Here is a 21,730-nt window from a genome sequence, read left to right as displayed (position 1 = left end):
GTTCGTGGGGAGGGCCTGGGGGGATTTCCTGGCGCGCGGGAACCGGCTGCTGCGGGTGCGGGCCGACGTCGACAGCGGGGAACTCGTCCGGGAATTCCTCGGCAGCCTGCGTGCACTGCGGAGTGTCGCCGAGGGGGCTGAGGCGAGGGACGTTCTCGACACGCTCGCCGGGCAGCAGGACAGGGCCCTCGCCTACCGCGCCTCGATACCCGCCCTCATTCCCGTCCTCGACCCCCTCTTCCCCACCGTCGTCGACACCGCCGCCCACTGGTCCGCCGCCGGTGCCCCCGTCCGCCTCGTCCACGACCGTCAGACCCTCCTCACCCCGGCCCGCATCGAGTGGATCCGGCGCCGCGCCGAGGAGCGAGGCGTCACGCTGGCCGGCATGCGCCTCGTCCAGGCCCGCTCCGACCCCCGCGTCCAGCTCGCCGACTTCCTCGCCGGCATCGCCCGGAAGATCGCCGGGGACGAGGCGAGCGGAGCCGGGGACCCGGTGCTCGGCGCGTTGCTGCGGCCCTATCTGCGCGAGCGGCGGCCTGCCGTACCGCACCGGCAACCCGCCGAAGAACCCGGTCAGTTGAGGTGAACACCCGTACGGCCGCGTTCGTATGAACAGTGGGCGCTCCACGACCACGGCGCCCCGCGGCGCCCGGCGTCGCGTGTTCGGGTTCGGGAGCCAGGTATGAGGCACGTACGACGACGCACCGTCCGGCGAGTGACACGGCTGGCGGCCGTCGGCGGAGTCCTCCTGGGAGGCGTCATGGTCGCGCAGGCGGCGATGGCGGGCGAGACGCCGAACGCGTCGGCGCTGGTGAAGAGTTCGGCGGACACGGCCGGCCAGACCGGGGCCGAGCTGACGAAGAGGCTCGGCACCGCGCGCACGGCGGGCAGTTGGATCGGCGCGGACGGCAGGCCGGTCGTCGCGGTCACCGACGACAGCGCGGCGGCGGAGGTCCGCAAGGCCGGGGCCGAGCCGAAGATGGTCGGCCACAGCATGAACGAACTCAAGGCGGCCACCACGACGTTGAAGGACGCGCCGCGGGTCGCGGGCACGGCGTGGTCGGTGGACTACCGGACGAACAAGGTGGTCGTCCAGGCCGACAGCAGCGTCTCGGCGGACGACTGGTCCCGGCTGACGAAGGTCGCGTCCGGCATCGGCAGCTTCGTGGAGATGGAGCGCACGAAGGGCAGGTTCACGACCCGGATCAACGGCGCGCTCCCCATCCTCTCGACGAGCGGCCGGTGTTCGGCCGGGTTCAACGTCACCAACGGGCAGCAGGACTTCATCCTGACCGCCGGGCACTGCGGGCCGAACGGTTCGATCTGGTTCGGGAACGACCAGGCGTCGCAGGAGGTCGGCCGGACCGTCGACTCCTCGTTCCCGGGCGGCGACTACTCGGTGATCCAGTACGCGAACGGCAGGGCCGGCGAGGGCGCGGACATCGTCGCGATCGGCAACGGGAACGGCGTCAAGATCACCGGCTTCGGCGACCCGGCCGTGGGCCAGCGCGTGTTCCGCAGCGGCAGCACGACGGGGCTGCGCGACGGCCAGGTCACGGCGTTGAACTCGACCGTCAACTACCCGGAGGGCACCGTCACCGGCCTCATCGAGACGAACGTGTGCGCGGAGCCCGGCGACAGCGGCGGCCCGATGTTCTCGGAGGGCATCGCGCTCGGCGTCACCTCGGGCGGCAGCGGTGACTGCACGGCGGGGGGTACGACGTTCTTCCAGCCGGTGACGACGGCGCTCGCGGCGACGAAGCTGAAGCTGATCGTGGCCGCGCGGGCGGACGGCGCCCAGCAGGGCGGCGCGGCGCCGAGCCCCTCCCCCACGCAGGCGGCGATCGCGCCCGGCAAGGCGGCACCGGGTTCGACGGCCCCGGTCGACAGCACGTCCCTGGCCTCGAAGCTGACGAACCCCCTGGCCATCGGGCCGGGGCTGCTGATCATCGCGGCGAGCATGGGGGTGCTGTTCTTCACGCGGTACCTGCGCGAGGAGCGGGACCGCAAGGAGTACCAGCGGTACTACGCGGCGAACTGGAGCTGAGCGGGCCACGCAGAAGGGCACCTACCGCGTCGGTAGGTGCCCCAGAAGTACAAGAAGCAAGGGAGGCCGGGGAGTTCAGGCCACGCGGTCCGGGCGGTGCGAGACCGCGGCCCACTCCGTCACCAGCCGCTGATACTCCTCGCGCTGGTCCCCGCGCAGAATCCCGCCCGACCGGAGCCACAGGGCCCTGATCTCCTCGTTGACCTCCGCGGCCGATCGCTCGGTAAGGGGTTCAACAGTGATGGACATGGTGTGAATCTTACGGCGCCGGGGGTGAAGACCGCGTGAGTTAATAGGTTTCATTCCGGGCATATCGGACCGTGTTACTGATCACGTCAACTGCCCGGAACAAAAAGGCGATCCGGCCGGAAAGGGCAGCCCTCTCAGGTGCCCGGCTTACGGCCGTAGACGAAGACGTCGTCCCCGTTGCGCAGCAGTGACCAGTACTTCTTCGCCGCCGTGGTCGTCATGTTGACGCACCCGTGCGACCCCGGCGGGTTCCACACGCTGATCCCCACGGAGTGGAACGCCTGGCCGCCGTCGAAGAACTGGCTGTACGGCATGGGCACGTGGTAGATCGACGACACGTGGTCGATGTGCCGCCAGTAGACCTTCTTCAGCCCCGTACGCGTCTCGAACCCGTCCCGCCCGCTGCGCACCGGCACCGGCCCGTACACCAGCTTCTTGCCGTCCTGGATCCAGCTGAGCTGGAGCGTCAGGTTCACACAGGCGATCCGGCCCTTGTTCGTCGGGCACTTGCCGTCCCTGTTGGGGTTGCTCCCCACGGCCCTCTGCTTGTTCATGAGATCCATCACGCCCCACGTCACCGGACCCGCGTACCCGATGTTCGGCGTGATCCCGTGCGTGTTCTGGAACGCCCGGATCGCCTTGCAGTCCGCACTGGACTGCTTCCCGTCGACCGGCCGCCCCAGAAACTTCTCCACCTGCTTCTGGTACGGCCCGGCCGACGTCGTACAACTCGCCGCCTGAGCCGTCCCGGCCCCGAGCGCGATCGTGAGCGGCGCCACAAGCCCCGTCACCCCGGCCACGACCGCCACTCGTCTGCGTATGTCCCCCATGCCCTGCCTCCCTCGGGAAGTTCCTCGCCTGTCTAGACCCGTGCTCGGACACGTCGGTTGTACCCCACATGGCCCTGTGACAGAACAGTGAACTTTCCCTCAGTCGGCTACGGGATCACCGATACCCGGACACGTCCGCCGGTTTCCCCGCGTCCTGGACTTCCACCAGGTAGCGCCATGCGTCGGGGCGGCTGCCGTCGAGGTCGGTGAAGCCGTACTGCTGGGCGAGGGCGCCGCCGGAGAGGGAGTGGCCGTTGAAGCGGGAGACGTCGGGGTCGGCGGCGAGGGCGGCGACGGCGCGGCCGACGTAGCGGGGGGTCTCGGAGATCGCGAAGTGGGGGACCTTCTCCAGGGCGTCGCGCCAGTTGTCCTCGCGGACGCCGTAGTGCTCCAGCATGATCTCGGAGCGCATCCAGCCGGGGGTGAGGACCAGGGCTGTCGCACCGTGCGGGGCGAGTTCGTGGCCGAGGGCGTACCCCATGCGCAGGACGGCCGACTTGGCGAGGTCGTAGAAGTAGTTGAGGCGGTAGTTCTCGCGGTTGTACTCGGCGGTGCCGTCCGTCATTTCTACGACCAGGCCACCGGGGCGGCGCAGCAGGAGCGGGAGGGCGTGGTGGGAGGTGATGGCGTGCGTGTCGATCGCCAGCCTCAGCAGCCGCAGCCCCTTCTCCAGGTCGTGCTCCCAGACCGGGGTGTCCCACTCGACGATGTTCTCGGCGCCCCAGATGTCGTTGACCAGGACGTCGAGGCGGCCCTGCTCGGCGTCGATGCGCTCGACGAGCGCTTTGACCTGGTCGGATTCCAGGTGGTCGGTGGGTACAGCGATCCCCTGGCCGCCCGCTTCGGTGACGAGGTCGGCGGTGTCCTCGATGGTCTCGGGGCGGTCGTACTCGGAGCGCTGGGCGCGGGTGCTGCGGCCGGTGACGTACACGGTGGCTCCGGCGGCGCCGAGTTCTACGGCGATCCCGCGCCCGGCTCCGCGGGTGGCGCCGGCGACGAGGGCGACCTTGCCGTGCAGGGGCTTGTCATCGCTGTGCTGAGGGGTGTCCGGGTTCTCGTTCTGACTCATGTGGACGAGGATTCCCGAGAATCCGGACACCTTCTGTCGCCTATTCAAGCGACCTTGCAGATCTCAGTGACCTTGCAGATCTCAGCGACCTCGCACGATCTCAGTGACCGCGCGCGATCCACTCCTCCAGGTGCGGTGCCTCCGCCCCGATCGTGGTCTCGTCCCCGTGCCCGGTCAACACCCGTGTCTCAGCGGGGAGTTCGAGCAACCGGTCCCGGATCGAGTCGATGATCGTCGGGAAGTGGCTGTAGGAGCGTCCCGTCGCCCCGGGCCCGCCCGCGAACAGCGTGTCGCCGGTGAAGACGGCACCGAGCGCGGGGTCGTACAGGCACACCGCGCCGGGCGCGTGCCCCGGCGTGTGGATGACCCGCAGGTCGGCGCCGGCCGTCTCGATGACCTGCCCGTCGGCGAGGTGCTCGTCGGGGTCCCGGTCGGGATGCGCGAGCTTCCACAGCGGGAGGTCATCGGGGTGCAGCCAGATCCGCGCGCCGGTCAGCTCGGCGAGCGCGGGGGCCGCGTTGACGTGGTCGTTGTGGCCGTGGGTGCAGATGATCGCCGTCAGCCGCCGGTCGCCGATCGCGTCGGCGATGGCCTGCGCGTCGTGCGCGGCGTCGATGACGACGACCTCGTGGTCGTCGCCGACGATCCAGACGTTGTTGTCGACGTCCCAGGTCCCCCCGTCGAGGGTGAACTGGCCGGACGTGACGAGCCGTTCGATGCGCGCGGCCATCAGAGGACCACCACCGAACGCAGCACGTCGCCCTGGTGCATCCGGTCGAACGCCTTCTCCACCTCGTCGAGTTGGATGGTCTCGGTGACGAACGCGTCGAGCGGCAGCCGCCCTTGGAGGTGCAGGTCGATCAGCATCGGGAAGTCCCGCGAGGGCAGACAGTCCCCGTACCAGGACGACTTGAGCGAGCCGCCGCGCCCGAAGACGTCCAGCAGCGGGAGTTCGAGCTTCATCTCGGGCGTGGGGACACCGACGAGGACGACGGTCCCGGCCAAGTCCCGCGCGTAGAAGGCTTGTTCGTACGTCTCCGGGCGGCCCACGGCGTCGATCACGACGTCCGCGCCGAACCCGCCGGTCAGCTCCCGGATCGCCTCGACGGCGTCGGTCTCGCGGGAGTTGACGGTGTGCGTCGCCCCCAGCTCGCGCGCCTTGGCGAGCTTGCGCTCGTCGATGTCGACGGCGATGATCCGCCCGGCACCGGCGAGGTTCGCCCCCGCGACGGCCGCGTCCCCGACGCCGCCGCAGCCGATGACGGCGACGCTGTCACCGCGCCCGACGTTCCCGGTGTTGATGGCGGCGCCGATCCCGGCCATCACGCCACACCCGAGGAGCCCGGCGACGGCCGGGGACACGGAGGGGTCGACCTTGGTGCACTGCCCGGCGGCGACGAGGGTCTTCTCCGCGAACGCGCCGATCCCGAGCGCCGGGGACAGCTCCTGCCCCGTCGAGGCGAGGGTCATCTTCTGCCCGGCGTTGTGCGTGTTGAAGCAGTACTGCGGGCGCCCGCGCAGACAGGCCCGGCAATTCCCGCACACGGCACGCCAGTTGAGGATCACGAAGTCACCGGGGGCGACGTCGGTCACCCCCTCGCCGACGGACTCGACGACACCGGCCGCCTCGTGCCCGAGGAGGAAGGGGAACTCGTCGTTGATGCCGCCCTGCTTGTAGTGCAGGTCGGTGTGACACACCCCGCAGGCCTGGATCCGGACGACGGCCTCGCCGGGACCGGGGTCCGGGACGACGATCGTCTCGACCCGTACGGGTTCGTCCTTCCCTGGTGCGATGACTCCACGTACTTCCTGTGCCATGTGCTGACCCTTTCTTTACGTCCCGCCTCCGACCCTACGCGGAAGTGATCACACCGGGTGTCACATCCGGCCGGTCGTAGCCTGGTGATGCTTCCCACGCGAACCAATGCGAATCGATGCGAGCCGAGGAGACCCGTGCAGCAGACCACTCCCCCCTGGCGCTTACTCCTCGGGTACATCCGCCCGCACCGCCGGGCCCTGCTCGGCGGAGCGGTCCTCTCCCTGCTGACCGGCGCCGCGGGGCTGCTTCTCCCCTTGGTCGCACGGGAGTTGATAGCCGACCTGTCCAACGACCGGGCGATCACCGGGGCGTTGGCTCTGATGACGGGCCTGGTGGTCCTCAACGCCGTGCTGGGCGGCCTGGGTTCGTTCGTACTGCGCCGCACCGCCGAGTCGGTCGTCCTCGGCGCCCGCAAGGCCCTGTCGTCGTACCTGCTGCGGCTGCGCATCACGGCGGTCGACCGCACCGAGCCGGGTGACCTGATGGCCCGGATCACCTCCGACACGACCCTGCTGCGGGAGGTGACGACGGACTCGCTGGTCGGGCTCGGGACGGGCGGGCTGACGCTGGTGGCGACCGTCGTGCTGATGGGGTACGTCGACCTGGTGCTGCTGGCGGTGACACTGGGCGTCGTGGTGTGCACGGCGCTGGTGATCGGACTGATCGTGCCGCGCATCAACCGCGCGAGCCGCAGGGCGCAGGACGCGGTCGGGGTGATGGGCGCCTCGCTGGAACGGGTCCTGGGCGCGCTGCGGACGGTGAAGGCGTCCGGCGCCGAGCACCGTGAGGAGAAGGCGCTGCACGCGGCGGCCGAGGAGTCGTGGCGGCAGAGCGTACGGGCGGCGATGTGGTCGGCGGCGGCCGGGAACACGGCGGGGCTCGCGATCCAGGTCGCGTTCATCACGGTCCTCGCGGTGGGCGGGGCGCGGGTGGCGACGGGGGCGATCGGGATCGCCACGCTGGTGGCGTTCCTGCTGTACGTGTTCTATCTGATGTCGCCGATCCAGGAGTTGGTGGGCGCGGTCGCCCAGTACCAGACGGGCTCGGCGGCGCTGACCCGCATCCAGGAGGCGCTGGCCCTGCCCGCCGAGCCGTCCACCCACCCGGCCCCGCTCCCGGCGTCCGACGCCGAACCGGCCTCGGTCGCCTTCACGGACGTCCGCTTCCGGTACGCCGACGACCTGCCGTTCGTCCACCACGGGGTGACGTTCTCCGTACCGCCCCGGGGCATGACGGCGTTCGTGGGGCCGTCGGGCGCGGGCAAGACGACGGTGTTCTCGCTGATCGAGCGGTTCTACGACCCCGAGGAGGGCACCGTCGCGGTCGACGGCCGCCCGCTCGGCGACTGGGACCTGTCCGAACTCCGGTCCGCCATCGGGTACGTGGAGCAGGACGCGCCGGTCCTGTCGGGCTCCCTGCTGGACAACCTCCTGCTCGGCAACCCGGACGCGGACGAGGCCGCCGTCCAACGCGTCCTGAAGACAACGCGGTTGGACGGCCTGGTCGAGCGACTCCCCCAGGGCCTGGAGACGTTGGTGGGGCACCGGGGGACGAAATTGTCGGGCGGCGAGCGTCAACGGGTGGCGATCGCACGGGCGTTGCTGCGGCGCCCTCGCCTCCTGATGCTGGACGAGGCGACGTCCCAGCTGGACGCGGTGAACGAGGCGGCGCTGCGGGACACGGTCGCGGACGTGGCGCGCTCGACGACGGTCCTGGTCGTGGCGCACCGGCTGTCGACGGTGACGATGGCGGACCGGATCGTCGTGATGGACGCGGGGAAGGTGCGCGCGGTGGGCACGCACCGTGAACTGGTGGGCGGGGACCTGCTGTACGCGGAGTTGGCGGCGACACAATTCCTGGCGGCGGGGGATTCACCGGAGCATACGGTGAAGTAAATCGCCGATGATGCAGATACTGGCGGTTCGGCAGTGCCCTAGGGGCGCGGGGCTGTGCAGATATGCGGCTCCGCCGCGTGGGCACGACCAGCCACAGCGGACCCGCAGCCGCCTGACGGCCCAACTCCCCACCTCACTCCGCGTTTTCAGCCCAGCCTGCGCAGCCGTTCCGCGTCGGAGGTGCGCGGGCAGGTGCCGCAGGCCTCGGCCGGGCGTACCGCGTAGAACATGCAGCAGCCGGCGCGGGTGCGGGTCGGGTGGCAACTGCCGTCGGGGGCCGTCAGGTTGCGGAATCCGGCACCGGCGGGGAAGCGGCCGGTGGGGCCGGGGAGGATCTCGCCGGCGGCGCGTATGCCGTCGTCCTCGCGGTCCAGCACCCGGCCCAGGTACCAGAGTCCGGAGACGAGGTCGTCGCCGACCATGCCCCACAGGGCCCGTGATCCGCGCCGGGTCAGGGGGGCGAACGCGTCCAGGACCGGTTCCATGTGGGCAGTGAGGGCGTCGAGGAGGTTATCGGCGAGGGCGCCGGTCGGCCGTACCCGGTAGGACGCCGTGGCGAGGTCGGCGCGGATGTCCTGGGGCCGGATGAGCGGCACACGGCGTTCCAGGAACCACGGTCCGCTCATCAGCAGCGCTGCCGACCAGGTGTAGTCGTGGAGGGCGCGGGAGGCGGCGACGTGGCGGGGGACGGTGACGTCGTAGCGCTCGCGGATGCGGGCGGCCTCGGCGTCGACGAAGGCGGCGGTGTCGGTGAGGAGGTCGGTGCCGAGGGGTTCCTCGGCCGTCACCCGGACGTCGAGGACGTCGCACAGGGCGGTGACGCGGTGCAGGGCGTCGGTGACGGGCATGCGGGGCTCCACACGGGACAAGGTTTCCAGCTCGGGGGTGTTCCCAACCGTGACGTAGGGTGTGAAGATCGCAAGAAAGATCACAGTGATTCCACAGCGGTTGAAAACTAAAGGAAGCCTAACCTAAGCTCACCGCTCGTGACTGCGACTCATCGGGACACACCACCTCCAGGTGTGTCCTCCCGTGCCTTTCGGCACATGTCCCTGTTCCTGCTGGGAACCGCCGCGTTGGTGCTGTGCACCGCGCTGAGCCTCGCGCTCGGCGCCCGCTCCGTCCCCCTGTCGACGGTGGCGGACGCGCTGCTGCGCGACGCGCACGGCCGTGACGCCCTGGTCGTGACGGGCCTGCGCCTGCCGCGCACGGTGATCGGCCTCTTCGTCGGCGCCGCGCTCGGCGTCGCCGGCGCGGTCGCGCAGGGCGTCACCCGCAACCCGCTCGCCTCGCCGACGACCCTCGGCATCAACGCGGGCGCCGGGTTCGCGGTCGTGGTCGCGATCTACACGCTCGGGCTCGACGACCCGGTGCAGTACGTCTGGTTCGCGTTCGCCGGCGCGGCGGCAGCCGCCCTCTTCGCGCAGGCCCTGGCCCGCCGCTCGGGCGACATCGACCCCGTACGCCTGGCACTCGGCGGCACGGTCCTCCAACTGGTGCTGATCTCCTGGACGTCGGCGGTCATGCTGCTCAATCAGCGCACGCTGGACGAGGCCCGCTTCTGGCTGGCCGGGTCGCTCGCGGAGCGCCCGCTGTCCGCGCTGTGGCAGGTGCTGCCGACGCTGGTCCTCGGTCTGGTCGTCGCCCTCGCCGTCTCCCCCGCGCTCAACACCCTCGCGCTGGGCGACGACGCGGCGGCGGCGCTCGGCGTCCCGGTCGGGAAGGTACGGCTCGCGGGCGGTATCGCGGTCGTGCTGCTGGCGGGGTCCTCGGTCGCCGTGGCGGGCCCGCTCGCGTTCATCGGCCTTGCCGCGCCCCACCTCGTACGCCCCTTCCTCGGCGGCGACCACCGGCTCCTGGTTCCCGGCTGCCTCATCGCGGGCCCGGTCCTGCTGCTCTCCGCCGACGTCCTGGGCCGCCTGGTGATCCGCCCCTCGGAGCTCGAAGTCGGCATCGTGACGGCCTTCCTGGGCGCCCCGCTGCTGGCCTTCCTCGCCCGGAAGGTGGCCCGATGAGCGCCTACCGCCGACGCGTCCTGCTCCTCGCGGGCACCGGCCTCGCCACCCTCCTCGTCCTGCTGACCGTCTCCCTGACCACCGGCACGATGACCATCCCGGCCGGTACGGCGCTGCGCGCGCTGGTCGGGCTCGGGGACGCCGGGGACGTCCTGGTCGTCCAGGAGTTCCGGGCGCCCCGCGCGTTCGCGGCGATCGTCGCGGGTGCCGGGCTCGGCGCGGCCGGGTGCGTCCTGCAACGCCTCTTCCGCAACCCGCTCGCCTCCCCGGACGTCATGGGCGTCACGGGTGGCGCGTCCCTCGGCGCGGTGTCGCTCCTCGCGGCCGGTGCCACGCAGACCCTGATCCCGCTGGGCGCGCTCGGCGGCGGCCTCGTCGCCGCGCTCCTGCTGGGCGTCTTCAGCTGGGGATCCGGCGTCTCGGTCACCCGCCTGGTCCTCACCGGCCTCGCCGTGCAGGCGGCGCTCGCGGCGGCCGTCAACCTGATGATCGTCCGCTTCCCGGCCGAGCTGGCCGGCTCGGCGCTCCAGTGGACGACGGGCTCGGTGTACGGGCGGACGTGGACCGAGGTGTGGGGCGGTACGACGGCGATGGTGCTCGCCCTCGCCGTCGCGCTGGTGATGAACCGGCGGCTCGCGGTCCTCGACCTCGGGGACGACTCGGCGGGCGCGCTCGGCCTCAACACCTCCCGCGCCCGCCTCCAACTCCTGCTCCTCGCCGTCGTGCTGGCGTCGCTGGCCGCCGCGCTCGCCGGGCCCGTGACCTTCGTCGCGCTCGCCGTCCCGCACATCGTGCGCTTCCTCACGGGACCCCCTACGGCCGTGACGCTCGCGCTCGCCGCGCTCACCGGCGCCGTCCTGCTGCTCGGTTCCGACCTCGTCGTCCAGCACCTCCTGCCGGTCGAGGGGCTGCCCGTCGGCGCGGTCACCGCGACCCTGGGGGCGCCCTGGCTGCTGGTGCTCATGCTCCGCCAGTCCTCGCCCCTGAACGTGAAGAGGAACTCCTGATGACCAACCAGCTCACCACCGAGGGCCTCGCACTGCGCTACGGCGACCGGACGATCGTCGACGGCCTCGACCTGACGATCCCCGGCGGGGCGGTCACGGCGATCGTCGGGCCCAACGCCTGCGGGAAATCAACCCTGTTGAGGGGTCTGAGCCGGCTCCTCGCGCCGGCCGCCGGGACCGTCACGCTCGACGGGTCCGACATCCACCGCATGGACGCGCGGAGCCTGGCCCGCCGGCTGGGCCTGCTGCCGCAGCAGCCGGTGACACCTGAGGCGATCACCGTCGAGGCGCTCGTCCGGCTCGGCCGCTACCCGCACCAGCGGCTGCTGAGCCCCTGGTCGGCCGCCGACCAGAAGGCCGTGGACGAGGCTCTGGAGCGCACCGGCACGACGCCGCTGCGCGACCAGCCCGTCGACCGGCTCTCCGGCGGCCAGCGCCAACGCGCCTGGATCGCCCTCGCGTTGGCCCAGGACACGGAGCTGCTCCTGCTGGACGAGCCGACGACCTTCCTCGACCTGCGCCATCAGCTCGACGTCCTCGACCTGGTCTCCGCCCTGCACGCGGACGCCGGGCGGACCGTCGTCATGGTCCTGCACGACCTCGGACAGGCCGCGCGGTACGCCGACCACATGGTCGTCCTCAAGGACGGCCGGCTCGCCGCCGCCGGGGCGCCCTCCGAGGTGCTCGACGCGGAGCTCGTGCGGTCCGTGTTCGACGTCGACTGCCGGATCGTCCCCGATCCGGAGACCGGCACGCCGCTGGTCGTCCCCAAAAGCAGCGCGGCGCGGCACACGGCCGCCTCGCGCGACTGAACCCGTCTCACCCACAAGAAAGTTCACCCTCATGTTCACCATGCGTTCCTCCCTGCGCGGAATCGGCCGTCTCAAGGCCGTTCCGGTCGCCGTCGCCCTCGGCGCCGTCGTGCTGACCGGCTGCGGCAGCAGTGACAGCGGAAACGATTCCCCCAAGGCCGACGCGTCGGCCGCCGGCGACTCCGCCGGGTTCCCCCGGACCGTCAAGACCGCCATGGGCGACGTCAAGATCCCGGCCAAGCCCAAGAGAGTCGTCGTGCTCGACACGGGCGAACTGGACGACGTGACCCTCCTCGGCCTCGACCCCGTCGGCGCCGTGGCGCCCCACTTCAAGACCGAGGGCGGGTTCCCGACGTACCTCAAGGGCGAGTTGGGCGGGACCCAGGACGTCGGGCCGCTGCTCGAACCCAACCTGGAGAAGATCGCCTCGCTCAAGCCCGACCTCATCCTGTCGTCCAAGGTCCGGCACGAGAAGATCTACGACAAGTTGAGCGCCATCGCGCCGACCGTCTTCACGGAGACGACCGGTGGGGTGTGGAAGCAGAACCTCGCCGTGCACGCGCAGGCGCTGGGCCTGGAGTCCGAGGCCGCCGCCGCGCTGAAGAAGTACGAGACGCAGGCCGCCGCGCTGGGCGCCGAGATCAAGAAGAAGGACGGCGGGAAGATGCCCGTCGCTTCCGTCGTGCGGTTCATCGCCGGTCCCACCCGGCTCTACCAGACCAACTCCTACAGCGGGATCGTGCTCAACGACATCGGCCTCCGGCGGCCCGCCTCCCAGACGTCCACCGACCCCACGGTGACGATGAAGGACGTCAGCCCCGAGCAGATCGACCAGGCCGACGCGGACCTGATCTTCGTCACGACCGCCGACACCCCGGACAAGACCCAGGAGAAGCAGGTCACGTCCAACCCCGTCTGGAAGGACCTGCCGGCGGTCAAGGCGGGCAAGGTGTTCAACGTCCCGGACGAGACGTGGATGTCCGGGATCGGCGTCCAGGCGGCCGAGCAGATGCTGAAGGACGTGGCGAAGGCCACGGGGGTCACGCTGCCGGCCGCGCAGTAAAGAACCTCACCGCACCCCCCACTTCCAGCGGAAGCCCCCCACCAATGCGTCTGTATCTCCTCGCTCTCAACCCCACCGACTCCGTCACCGACGGATTCCTTCCCGCCGCCGCCCGGCTCGGGATCGAGGTGACCGTTCTGACCGACCAGCCCGAGTCCTACGCCGGGCTGGAGGTGCTGGCCTGTGATGTGCGGGACTTCCGGGACGTCGTCTCCCGGATCTCCCGGCATCACCGGCCCGACGGGATCTTCACCAACAGCGATCACCTCCAGACCCAAGCCGCTCTCGCCGCCTCCTACTTCGGGCTTCCCGGAAAGGACTGGCGGGCCGCGTTGCGGTGCAAGGACAAGGCGGAGATGCGGCGGCAGTTGGCGGCCAGTGGGCTCGATGCCGTCTGGTCCGCCGAGATCTCCGCGCCGGTCGCCCTGGACGCGCCTTACCCCTGTGTGGTCAAGCCGCGTGAAGGGGTCGCCAGCGAAGATGTCGTTCTGGTGGGCGGGCCGGAAGAGTTGGTGGCCCGGTCCGAGGAGATCTTCGCCCGGCGGCCCGGGAGTGTGCTGGTCGTCGAGGAGTATCTGCCCGGCGAGCTGTACACGCTGGAGACCCTCGGGGACGGGCGCACCCTGCATGTGCTCGGCGGGTTCCACACCGAGGTGTCGCCGCCGCCCGTCTTCATCGAGGAGCGGATGACGTTCGTTCCGGCGCACCCCGAACCGGTCGTCAAGCAGGTGCTGGCCCAACTGGACGCCCTGGGCGTCGGGTTCGGGATCTGTCACACCGAGTTCGTCGTGCACGAGGGGCGCGCTCGGATCATCGAGGTCAACTACCGGGCCATCGGCGACCAGTGCGACCTGCTGCTGGCCCGCCTGCTGGGCATCCCCCTCTTCGAGCACGTCCTGAACGTGCACTTGGGGGCTGCCCTGCCCGACGACCTCGGCGCCCGCCGTGACGGTGCCGCACGGCTCGACTACCCCTGCGCCGACCGCGCGGGCACGCTCGTCTCCGCTCCCGAGGCGACCGAACTCGACGTGGACGGCGTGCACTTGACGTACCGTCCGCTGCGGCCGACCGGCTCGACGCACCCCCTCTACCGAACCAACCGCGACTACCTGGGAGTCCTCCGGTCCACCGGCACCGACCAGGCGACCGTGGACCGCGTCGCGGCGGAGTTCCTGGCGGCACGGCGCTGGGAGATCGAGGCGTGAACGGGGAGTTGTTGCTGCGGGTCCTGTCCGCGTTCCTCCGCGAGGACGTCGTAGGGCTGCGGACCCTCGGCACCCTGGAGGAGCACCCCGACGGCCTCTGGCTCCGCCGCGCCGATCTGCTGCTCCCCGTCGAGACCGACGGCTTCCAGAGCGACCACCGCGCCCGCCTCCCCCTCCTCGTCCGGGACGGCGCCCGGCTGACCTCCTACGACACCGTCCTGGCCGCCCTGCGCGACCTCGCCGACCCCGAGGACCGGCCCGGGTTCGACGCGTTCGCGGACGAATACCGGCAGACGGCGGAGACGGTCCGGCTGCACGAGGAGACGCGGGCCCCGGTCCTCGCCTCGCTCGCCGAGCGCTACGGCGCCGATCCCGCCGACTGGCCCACGCTCGCCCTCGACACGCTCGCCGCCCGCCTCGACCACCCGGTGTACCCGACGGCACGGGGACGCGCGGGCCTCTCCCCCGAGCAACTCCGGCTGTACGCCCCCGAGTTCCACCCCCGTTTCACCCTGAGGTGGGTCACGGTCCCCCGCGAGGCGGTCACCCTCAGCGGCACGCTCCCCGAGGTCTGGCCGACCCTCGAAGCGCTGGGCCTGCCGGAACTGACGGACACTCACCTCCCTTTCCCCGTCCACCCGTTGACCGTGGACGCGATCCCGCCGGAAACCGGCGCCGTTCTCTCCGACGTCCCGTACCTGGACGTCGTCCCCACCCTCTCCATGCGCACCGTCGCCGTCCTCGACGATCCCTCCCTGCACCTCAAACTCCCCCTGGCCACCTCGACGTTGGGCCTGCGCAACAAGCGCTCGATCAAGCCGGGCACCCTGGTGGACGGCGCTGCGGGACAGCGGCTCGTGGAGGCGGTGCTGGAGCGTGAACCCCGGTTCCGGGACAGCGTGCTGCACGCCGACGAGACGACGTACGCGCACGCCGGTCACGAACTGCTGGCGGTGCTGTGCCGGCGCCAGCCGAGCGGGACGGCCGTACCGCTCGCCGCGCTGCTGGCGGAGGCGCCGGATGGGCGGCTGGTGGTGGACCATCTCGCGGAGCGGTACTTCGCGGGTGACCGACTCGCCTTCTTCGACGCCCTGTTGACGCTGCTGTTCGACTGGCACACCACCCTCTTCGGGTACGGCGTCGCCCTGGAGTCGCACCAGCAGAACGTGTCGGTGGTGCTCGAACCGGGGCGGCTGAGGCTGCTGTTCAAGGACAACGACGGGCCGCGCGTCAACACCGAGCGGCTCGGTGCGGTCCCGGCCTTCGACGACCCCCGCACGTTCACCACGGACGACGGCCCGATCGCCGACGTCTTCACGACCATCACCGTCCATCTCTGCGCCGGCGCCTACGCGTTCGGCCTCGACGACCCCGATCTGCTGGACCTGGTCCGCGAGCGGCTCACCGAGGCCGTCGAGCGGCTGGGCGGGGACGCGGGGGCCGTGCTGCGCAAGCGGGTTCTGGAGGCCAGCCGGCTGCCGGTGAAGGCGATGGTGTCCGCCGGGACGCTGCTGTCCAAGGAGCGGTCCGGGGCGGCCGACGTGAACAAGCACTACACCGACGGGCCCAACTACCTGCTGGGGAACGGCTCATGAGCGCCGGCTTCGGGCGGCCCCAGGTGTACGCGGTGGCGGGGTGCTACTTCGTCGCGTCGTTCGCCGCGCTGGGGCTGCCGCCGTATCTCACCGAGATCCTCCCGGAGTTGGGGGACGAGCAGGCGCGCTGGGCCGGGGTGCTGTATGTCGTGCCGACGGTGTTCGGTGCGTTGGGGGCGCCCTTGTGGGGGCGGCTCGCCGACCGGTTCGGGCGTAAACGGCTGCTGTTGCGCGCCCAGTTGGGGCTGACGCTGTCGTTCCTGCTCGCCGGGTGGGCGGACTCGCTGCTCACGTTCACGCTGGCGCTCGTCCTCCAGGGCATCCTGGGCGGGACGTTCGCCGCGTCCAACGGCTATCTGGGCGCGGCCCTGGAGGGTCCGGCGCTGTCGCGGGCGCTCACGCTGATGCAGGGCAGCGCGCGGGCGGCGCTGGTCGCGGCGCCGATCGTGGTCGGCTCGCTGTCGGGGTGGCTGTCGCCGCACCGGCAGTACGCGCTGCTGGCCGTGCTGCCGCTGACGGCGGCCGTGCTGCTGGCGCTGCTGCCGGAGCCGGAGCGGGGTCAACAGGCCGTGCGCCAGGCCGAGTCGGCCGTCGAGCACACACCGGTCGTGTCCCTGCGGGTGCTCTACACGCTGGAGTGCGCGTTCGTGTTCTCCACCGTCATCTCCTTCCCCTATCTGATCTCCCTGGTCGACGAGCGGGTGCCCGGGACGTCGTCGGCGCTGTCCGGTGTGCTGTTCGCGCTGCCCCATCTCTGTTATCTGGTCGCGGCGTTGCCGGTGCACTCGGCGTTCCGCGACCGGCCGCTGGGCGGGCTGGCGCTGGGGTTCGTGCTGATCGCGCTGGGGCTGGCCGGGCACGGGGTCGCGGGGTCGCTGGCCTCGCTGGTCCTGGCGCGGCTCGTGCTCGGCGCGGGGCTCACCCTCGGGCTCGTCTGTCTCTCCGTCCTGGCCGCCGACTGCGCGCGCGGCCGGGCGCCCGGCGGGATGTTCGGGTCGCTGGAGTTCTTCTCCAAGGCCGGCGCGGTCGCCGCCGGTGTCGCCGCCGCCGCGGGCAGCGCCCGCTACGGTCCGGCGGCCCCCGTCCTCACCGGTGGCGCCGCCGCGGCCACCGCCGCGCTCGCGACCCTCGTCCTCGCACCACGTACTCGCTCTCGCTGGAGCCGTTGATGCACTCCCTCACAGCCTCCGCCCCCGTCGAACTCCCCACGGCCGACCGGGCCGTGGCCCACACCCTCCTCAACTGCCTGCTGCGCGAGGTGTCCGGGCCCGAGCACCAGAGCGTCGTCGACGACGGCCACCTGCTGCTGCGCCTGCCCCGCCGGGGCGTTCTCCTGCGCGTCGCCCTGCGCCGGACCTCTCTGCTCGGCGCCCACCGGTTCGCCGGGCCCGTCGCCGAGCGGCAGGGCGACGGGTGGGCGGAGATCGACTGGCGCCGGCTCGCCCGACTCGCCCACGACGAGCTGTCGCTCAGGACCGGCGTGCGCAACGAGGAGTTCCTCGCGCAGGTCGTGTCCAGTCACGACGCGATCGAGTCGGCCCTGACCGGCGTACGCGGCACGGGTGTTGACGATCCCTACCTCGCCTCCGAGCAGGCGCTGCTCTTCGGGCACCGGTTCCATCCGACGCCCAAGGCGCGCACCGGGGACGCCCGCGACTGGGCCGCGTTCGCGCCGGAGGCCGGTGCCGTGTTCCCGCTCCGATACCTGGCTGTGCGGCCGGAGTTCATCGCCGGGGAGAGCGCGGAGGCGTGGGCCGGTGAGGCGCTGGACAGGCTGCGGGAGGCGCCCGAGGGGTACCGGCTGCTGCCGGTGCACCCTTGGCAGTACGCGTATCTGCGCGAACACCCCCTGCTGCTGGCCGCGTCGGAGCGCGGTGACGTGGTCGACCTGGGTACCGGGGGCCGGGAGTTCGCCGCGACGGCGTCCGTACGGACCCTGTACGACGGGGAGACGTTCCTCAAGTTCAGCCTGAACGTGCGGATCACCAACTGCCTGCGCAAGAACAGCAGTTACGAGCTGACCGGTGCTGTCGCGCTGACCCGGGCGCTGGCGCCCGCGCTCGCCGACCTCGCGGAGCGGTTCCCCGGAGCGGCCGTGCTGCGTGAACCCGCCTACCGTTCCCTGGCGTTGCCCGGTCCCGACGGTACGCCCGACCGGGATCTCCTGGAGGGGTTCGGGGTGATCGTCCGTGAGGGGCTGCCCCGGCGGCTGGCTCCCGGGGCCACCGCGCTCCTCGCGGCGGCCGTCGCCGACGAGTTCCCCACGAGCGGCGCGCAGATCTCCCGGCTCCTGCCCGACAGCGCACCCGCGACAGCTCTCGCCTGGTGGTCGGCGTACCTGGACCTGCTGCTGCCGCCGGTCCTCGCCGCGTACTTCGACCACGGGCTCGTCCTGGAGCCCCACCTCCAGAACGTCCTCGTCTGCGTCGACGCCTCCGGGATGCCCGCGCAGGTCCTCTTCCGTGACCTGGAGGGCACGAAGCTGCTGCCCGAGCACCACTCCGGCACCCTCGCCGCGCTCCCCGCCGACGTCGCGGGGCCCATGACGTACGACGCGCTGCGCGGCTGGGACCGGGTCGTGTACTGCCTGTTCGTCAACCACGTCGCCGAGCTGCTCGCCGCCCTCGCCGATCTGCACCCGTCCCTGGAGGGCGAGTTGTGGGCTCGGGTGCGGGGCGCGATCGAGGGGTACGCAGCGCGGCACGGCTGCCCGCCGAGGCTCGCCGCGCTCCTCGCCGGGGTGCCGTTGCCCGCGAAGGCGAACCTCCTCACACGGTGGGAGCGCAAGGCGGACCGGGAGGCGGGGTACGTACGGCTGGCCTCGCCGCTGGCGGAGTCGATCCTCGCGGGGAGTGTGGGCCGGTGAACCGGGTGCACGAGTACACGCTGAGCCTTCCCGCCGGTGAACTCCCCTCCTACGTGTACGACTTGGCCGCGTTGTGCGAGCATGCCGCCGCAGTCCGGGCCGCTTTGCCCTCCCGGGTCGAGGTGTACTACGCCGCCAAGGCCAATCCCGAGGCGGAGATCCTCGCCGCGCTGGGGGCGTACGTCGACGGGTACGAGGTGTCCTCCGGGGGTGAACTCGCCCACGTGGCATGGGCGGTGCCCGGTCGCCCCCTGGCCTTCGGCGGGCCCGGGAAGACGCCGGACGAGGTGCGGGCCGCGCTGGACGCCGGGGTCGAGCGGTTCCACGTCGAGAGCGAGTACGAGCTGTCGATGCTGGCCTCGCTCGCGGGCGGGCGGCGGGTTTCGGTGCTGCCTCGCGTCAACTTGGCCGTTCCCGACGGGGCGTTGACAGGGAGTCAGCTCGCGATGGGCGGTCGGCCCACCCCGTTCGGCATGGACCCCTCGCAGGCTGCGGCCGTCGCACGAGGGCTCGCCTCAGGAGCGTACGGGAACCTCGAACTCGTCGGCGTCCACGCGCACTTGGCGAGCGGGCTGGACGCCGAGGCGCAGGTCGCCGTCGCCGGGGCCGTCGTGGAGTGGGCCACCGGGCTCGGGGTTCCGCTGGCCGAGGTCAACGTGGGCGGGGGGATGACCGTCGACTACGGCGATCCTTCACGCCTGTTCGACTGGGTGGCGTACGGCAAGGGGCTGGGGGAAATCGCCGACGCCCACCCGGAGTTGACGTTGCGGATCGAGCCGGGGCGGGCGCTCACCGCGTACTGCGGGTGGTACGTCACCGAGGTGCTCGACGTGAAGCGCAGCCACGGTGAGGAGTTCGCGGTCGTCCGTGGCGGGACGCATCATCTGCGGACGCCCGCCACGAAGGGGCATGACCAGCCGTGCGTGGTGCTGCCGGTCGAGGAGTGGGCGCATCCGTGGCCGCGTGCCGCCGCTTCCGGTGAACTGGTCACGCTGGCCGGGCAGCTGTGCACGCCGAAGGATCTGCTGGCCCGGGGTGTGCCGGCGGGCGGGGTGCGGGCCGGGGACCGGGTGGCGTTCTCGATGGCCGGGGCGTACGCGTGGAACATCTCCCACCATGAGTTCCTGATGCATCCGCGGCCGGGGTTCCACTTCCTGGACTGAACTCCCTGGGCCGGACTCTCTGGCTGGAGTTGCCGGGCTGACCCCCCTGGGCCGGACTCCCTGGCTGAACTTGCCGGGCTGAACTACCTGGGCGGGACACTCTGGCTGAACTTGCCGGCCTGGACTCCCTGGGCCGGACATGGCGCGAGGGCCGACCGGAGGTTTTCCCGGTCGGCCCTCGTCCCGTGGCCGGTTCAGCCCTCGATGGCCGGGAGCAGGCCCGTCACCGGGGCGGCGAGGTCGGTGAGCTGGTGCAGCTGGCCCAGCTCGTTCGGGATGCCGCCGAGCTTCTTCACCTCGCTGACCTGGCCGGACACGCTCGGCATCTTGTCCCGGTGTTCGGCGGGGATGTCGCTGACGGCGAGGTCGTCGAGCAGGGCGATCGGGTTGAGCTTGCCGGCGTCCGTCGGAACGGCGTCCGCGGCGTTCGCCATCGGGGCGGCGAGGCCGGCGACACCGGCGGCGAGAGCGGCGGCGGCGAGCATGCGTCGAGTCGAGATCATGCCCTCAGCAACGCGCCCGGCACCCGCGCGGTAACGGGTGGTGACCGGCGCTCACTCGACAGGCTGAGCGGTTGCCTGCGGCGCGGCTCCGGAGGACGCTCGTAAGGGTGGGGGCCCTACGGCCCGTCCCCGTCTCGGCCCGCGGCCCTCCCGGGAGGTCACCATGGGCACCACCTTCGACACCGACACCCTGCGCCGGGGCATCGAGCAGTCGACCACCTCCGAGACGCTGCTGTCGCTGTACGCCGACGACGCGGAGATCCACGTCATCGACCGCAACACCCAGCCGAGCCACCCCCTCGTCCTGCACGGCCGCACCGAGATCGCCGCGATGCTCGACGACGTCTACAGCCGCGACATGACCCACAAACTCGAACACTGCGTCATCCAGGGCGACGAACTCGCCTACACGGAGTCCTGCCAGTACGCCGACGGCACCCGCGTCCTCGCGGAGTCCGCGGTCTCCCTGCGGGACGGCAAGATCGTCCGCCAGACGATGATCCAGGCCTGGGACGAGGAGGCGTCAGGCTGAGCCTCAGCAGTACCCCCGGTCGTAGATAGCCCGCAGCCACGGTTCCCGGACGGTGGGATGGCGGGCGAGGCGATGGCGGAAGACCTCCTCGTCAGGGCGGAAGACATAGCTGAGCCGCTCCGACACCGGGTAGTCCCCCCGCACCCCCTCCGGCATCCCACCGCTCACCGGCATCGGCAGGGACAACCGCGCCACGATCCCGAGCGCCGGATACAGCCACATCCGCGCATCCAGCGGCACGATCCCGGCTGCCCGGCGAGGCCGCCACACCTCGCCTGTACGCGGGTGCAGGGGCACTACGACGATGTCGGCACCGGAGTCGATGCCCGGCCCGGCGAGTCCCACGGTGCGCGTCGGCGGACCTGCCGGAAGAAGCTTGGCGAGGGTCGGCCCGAAAAGATACGCGAGAAGCCCGCCACCGCTGAACCCGACGGGCTCTCCCCCGGTCTCCACCAGCAGATCGACCAGCGCCGCACCGATCGCGGCTTCCCAACGGGGACTCCAGTACTCGTCGAACACATCCCCACCCGCGTTCCACGTCCGGGAGGGCTCGACCAGGGGAACACACTCATACTCCGACGCGAGTGCACCCCAGTCCGCCCCCGACCGCCCAGCACCCCGCACACATCGCACCCCAGCCGGATCCAGCCGCACCGCCTGCCACAACGTGCAGTCGTCGATCCGCGTCGCCACCGCCCGACCACACGTCCCACAGGCCAGATTCGGGCCATCCCGCCCATCCAGACCCAGGCAGTAACCATCACACCGCTCAGGAATCAGCACCATCCCCCGCGCATCCCCCGGCGCAAGAACGACCGCACCCACCGCCCCATCCGAAAAACCGGCCACCGGCGCGAACACCCCCCGTTCGGCGGCCCCTTCAGCCCCGACCTCATCCCACAACCGCCACGGCGGCCCAAACGGCTCCGAATCGACGGCATAGGTCCCCGGCCCCATCAGAACAGGCAACAAGTCATGCCCCACCCGCTGCCGCGCATGCGCCGGCAACACAACTTCCTCCACAGGACAACTGAGTTCACCCCCACACCCCCCGCACACA

20 protein-coding genes and 1 pseudogene are annotated in these 21,730 nt (G+C 71.4%); 13 read left to right on the top strand and 8 right to left on the bottom strand.

Translation table 11 applies throughout. The annotated features are described in order from the left end of the window. Both AOK24_RS10690 and AOK24_RS10685 read left to right on the top strand, forming a co-directional pair. Window positions 1-586 (top strand): annotated as a pseudogene (locus tag AOK24_RS10690) (hypothetical protein); the annotation flags it as partial. Between the two features lie 129 nt (window positions 587-715). Beyond that, complete coding sequence (locus tag AOK24_RS10685) at window positions 716-2,047, top strand: S1 family peptidase (RefSeq protein ID WP_240553787.1); 1,332 nt, start codon at window positions 716-718, stop codon at window positions 2,045-2,047. A gap of 75 nt (window positions 2,048-2,122) precedes the next feature. Here AOK24_RS10685 and AOK24_RS45665 read toward each other — a convergent pair whose 3' ends face one another. The 5 genes from AOK24_RS45665 to AOK24_RS10665 all read right to left on the bottom strand — a co-directional run bounded on the left by AOK24_RS45665 (window position 2,123) and on the right by AOK24_RS10665 (window position 6,013). Next, window positions 2,123-2,296: a hypothetical protein gene (locus tag AOK24_RS45665; RefSeq protein WP_193555000.1), complete on the bottom strand. Its 174-nt coding sequence runs from the start codon at window positions 2,294-2,296 to the stop codon at window positions 2,123-2,125. Between the two features lie 134 nt (window positions 2,297-2,430). Then, window positions 2,431-3,126: a L,D-transpeptidase family protein gene (locus tag AOK24_RS10680; protein ID WP_055719824.1), complete on the bottom strand. Its 696-nt coding sequence runs from the start codon at window positions 3,124-3,126 to the stop codon at window positions 2,431-2,433. A gap of 115 nt (window positions 3,127-3,241) precedes the next feature. Then, window positions 3,242-4,195 carry an SDR family oxidoreductase gene (locus AOK24_RS10675; protein WP_055719823.1) on the bottom strand — a complete coding sequence of 318 codons (954 nt, stop codon included), beginning with the start codon at window positions 4,193-4,195 and terminating at the stop codon, window positions 3,242-3,244. Window positions 4,196-4,295: 100 nt separating this feature from the next. Continuing rightward, window positions 4,296-4,925: an MBL fold metallo-hydrolase gene (locus AOK24_RS10670; protein WP_055719822.1), complete on the bottom strand. Its 630-nt coding sequence runs from the start codon at window positions 4,923-4,925 to the stop codon at window positions 4,296-4,298. Next, window positions 4,925-6,013: an S-(hydroxymethyl)mycothiol dehydrogenase gene (locus AOK24_RS10665; protein ID WP_055719821.1), complete on the bottom strand. Its 1,089-nt coding sequence runs from the start codon at window positions 6,011-6,013 to the stop codon at window positions 4,925-4,927. Before AOK24_RS10665 ends, AOK24_RS10670 begins: the two co-directional genes overlap by 1 nt. Window positions 6,014-6,148: 135 nt before the next feature. Between AOK24_RS10665 and AOK24_RS10660 the strand changes: the two genes are divergently transcribed. Beyond that, window positions 6,149-7,909, top strand: a complete 1,761-nt coding sequence (locus AOK24_RS10660; RefSeq protein WP_240553785.1) for an ABC transporter ATP-binding protein — start codon at window positions 6,149-6,151, stop codon at window positions 7,907-7,909. Window positions 7,910-8,055: 146 nt separating this feature from the next. Here the strand turns inward: AOK24_RS10660 and AOK24_RS10655 are convergent, their stop codons facing one another. Beyond that, on the bottom strand, window positions 8,056-8,757 hold the full coding sequence (locus AOK24_RS10655; protein ID WP_240553783.1) for a (2Fe-2S)-binding protein: 702 nt from the start codon (window positions 8,755-8,757) through the stop codon (window positions 8,056-8,058). A 198-nt stretch (window positions 8,758-8,955) separates the two neighbouring features. On the opposite strand from AOK24_RS10655, the gene AOK24_RS10650 reads away from it, so the two are divergent. From AOK24_RS10650 to AOK24_RS10610, 9 genes are read left to right on the top strand one after another with little or no spacing between them, the layout of a single operon-like run. Then, complete coding sequence (locus tag AOK24_RS10650; protein WP_055719818.1) at window positions 8,956-9,924, top strand: FecCD family ABC transporter permease; 969 nt, start codon at window positions 8,956-8,958, stop codon at window positions 9,922-9,924. Next, window positions 9,921-10,931, top strand: coding sequence for a FecCD family ABC transporter permease (locus tag AOK24_RS10645; protein ID WP_055719817.1), 1,011 nt, complete (start codon window positions 9,921-9,923; stop codon window positions 10,929-10,931). Before AOK24_RS10650 ends, AOK24_RS10645 begins: the two co-directional genes overlap by 4 nt. After that, on the top strand, window positions 10,931-11,743 hold the full coding sequence (locus tag AOK24_RS10640; protein ID WP_055719816.1) for an ABC transporter ATP-binding protein: 813 nt from the start codon (window positions 10,931-10,933) through the stop codon (window positions 11,741-11,743). Before AOK24_RS10645 ends, AOK24_RS10640 begins: the two co-directional genes overlap by 1 nt. A gap of 31 nt (window positions 11,744-11,774) precedes the next feature. Continuing rightward, window positions 11,775-12,806: an ABC transporter substrate-binding protein gene (locus AOK24_RS10635; RefSeq protein WP_055719815.1), complete on the top strand. Its 1,032-nt coding sequence runs from the start codon at window positions 11,775-11,777 to the stop codon at window positions 12,804-12,806. A gap of 44 nt (window positions 12,807-12,850) precedes the next feature. Continuing rightward, window positions 12,851-14,011 (top strand): ATP-grasp domain-containing protein, encoded by a 1,161-nt coding sequence (locus AOK24_RS10630; protein ID WP_055719814.1) that lies wholly within the window; start codon window positions 12,851-12,853, stop codon window positions 14,009-14,011. Beyond that, window positions 14,008-15,606: an IucA/IucC family protein gene (locus AOK24_RS10625; RefSeq protein WP_240553782.1), complete on the top strand. Its 1,599-nt coding sequence runs from the start codon at window positions 14,008-14,010 to the stop codon at window positions 15,604-15,606. The genes AOK24_RS10630 and AOK24_RS10625 overlap by 4 nt, the downstream gene beginning before the upstream one ends. Next, window positions 15,603-16,775, top strand: a complete 1,173-nt coding sequence (locus tag AOK24_RS10620) for an MFS transporter (RefSeq protein ID WP_055719813.1) — start codon at window positions 15,603-15,605, stop codon at window positions 16,773-16,775. Before AOK24_RS10625 ends, AOK24_RS10620 begins: the two co-directional genes overlap by 4 nt. Continuing rightward, complete coding sequence (locus AOK24_RS10615) at window positions 16,775-18,472, top strand: IucA/IucC family protein (RefSeq protein ID WP_055719812.1); 1,698 nt, start codon at window positions 16,775-16,777, stop codon at window positions 18,470-18,472. Before AOK24_RS10620 ends, AOK24_RS10615 begins: the two co-directional genes overlap by 1 nt. Window positions 18,473-18,477: 5 nt before the next feature. Next, the gene (locus AOK24_RS10610) at window positions 18,478-19,635 is read left to right on the top strand and encodes a type III PLP-dependent enzyme (protein WP_055719829.1); all 1,158 of its coding nucleotides are present in this window, start codon (window positions 18,478-18,480) and stop codon (window positions 19,633-19,635) included. A 194-nt stretch (window positions 19,636-19,829) separates the two neighbouring features. On the opposite strand, the gene AOK24_RS10605 is transcribed toward AOK24_RS10610, so the two are convergent. After that, window positions 19,830-20,138 carry a hypothetical protein gene (locus AOK24_RS10605; RefSeq protein ID WP_055719811.1) on the bottom strand — a complete coding sequence of 103 codons (309 nt, stop codon included), beginning with the start codon at window positions 20,136-20,138 and terminating at the stop codon, window positions 19,830-19,832. Window positions 20,139-20,301: 163 nt separating this feature from the next. On the opposite strand from AOK24_RS10605, the gene AOK24_RS10600 reads away from it, so the two are divergent. Beyond that, window positions 20,302-20,670, top strand: coding sequence for a nuclear transport factor 2 family protein (locus AOK24_RS10600; RefSeq protein WP_055719810.1), 369 nt, complete (start codon window positions 20,302-20,304; stop codon window positions 20,668-20,670). A 3-nt stretch (window positions 20,671-20,673) separates the two neighbouring features. Here AOK24_RS10600 and AOK24_RS10595 read toward each other — a convergent pair whose 3' ends face one another. Next, window positions 20,674-21,693 (bottom strand): hypothetical protein, encoded by a 1,020-nt coding sequence (locus AOK24_RS10595; RefSeq protein WP_338060932.1) that lies wholly within the window; start codon window positions 21,691-21,693, stop codon window positions 20,674-20,676. Between the last annotated feature and the right edge of the window lie 37 nt (window positions 21,694-21,730).

This window comes from Streptomyces niveiscabiei (assembly GCF_001419795.1).
In the GTDB taxonomy this organism is placed as follows: Bacteria; Actinomycetota; Actinomycetes; order Streptomycetales; family Streptomycetaceae; genus Streptomyces; species Streptomyces niveiscabiei.
The sequence above is the reverse complement of the archived record's forward strand: the minus strand, read 5'-3'. Positions and strand labels throughout refer to the sequence as shown.

Bases quoted from the DNA above. Each gene is read 5' to 3' on its own strand.
- AOK24_RS10620 (WP_055719813.1), top strand. From the start codon at position 15,603: ATGAGCGCCGGCTTCGGGCGGCCCCAGGTGTACGCGGTGGCGGGGTGC.
- AOK24_RS10635 (WP_055719815.1), top strand. From the start codon at position 11,775: ATGTTCACCATGCGTTCCTCCCTGCGCGGAATCGGCCGTCTCAAGGCC.
- AOK24_RS45665 (WP_193555000.1), bottom strand. From the start codon at position 2,296: ATGTCCATCACTGTTGAACCCCTTACCGAGCGATCGGCCGCGGAGGTC.
- AOK24_RS10680 (WP_055719824.1), bottom strand. From the start codon at position 3,126: ATGGGGGACATACGCAGACGAGTGGCGGTCGTGGCCGGGGTGACGGGG.
- AOK24_RS10665 (WP_055719821.1), bottom strand. From the start codon at position 6,013: ATGGCACAGGAAGTACGTGGAGTCATCGCACCAGGGAAGGACGAACCC.
- AOK24_RS10655 (WP_240553783.1), bottom strand. From the start codon at position 8,757: ATGCCCGTCACCGACGCCCTGCACCGCGTCACCGCCCTGTGCGACGTC.
- AOK24_RS10600 (WP_055719810.1), top strand. From the start codon at position 20,302: ATGGGCACCACCTTCGACACCGACACCCTGCGCCGGGGCATCGAGCAG.
- AOK24_RS10630 (WP_055719814.1), top strand. From the start codon at position 12,851: ATGCGTCTGTATCTCCTCGCTCTCAACCCCACCGACTCCGTCACCGAC.
- AOK24_RS10640 (WP_055719816.1), top strand. From the start codon at position 10,931: ATGACCAACCAGCTCACCACCGAGGGCCTCGCACTGCGCTACGGCGAC.
- AOK24_RS10675 (WP_055719823.1), bottom strand. From the start codon at position 4,195: ATGAGTCAGAACGAGAACCCGGACACCCCTCAGCACAGCGATGACAAG.
- AOK24_RS10605 (WP_055719811.1), bottom strand. From the start codon at position 20,138: ATGATCTCGACTCGACGCATGCTCGCCGCCGCCGCTCTCGCCGCCGGT.
- AOK24_RS10615 (WP_055719812.1), top strand. From the start codon at position 16,775: ATGCACTCCCTCACAGCCTCCGCCCCCGTCGAACTCCCCACGGCCGAC.
- AOK24_RS10650 (WP_055719818.1), top strand. From the start codon at position 8,956: ATGTCCCTGTTCCTGCTGGGAACCGCCGCGTTGGTGCTGTGCACCGCG.
- AOK24_RS10670 (WP_055719822.1), bottom strand. From the start codon at position 4,925: ATGGCCGCGCGCATCGAACGGCTCGTCACGTCCGGCCAGTTCACCCTC.
- AOK24_RS10645 (WP_055719817.1), top strand. From the start codon at position 9,921: ATGAGCGCCTACCGCCGACGCGTCCTGCTCCTCGCGGGCACCGGCCTC.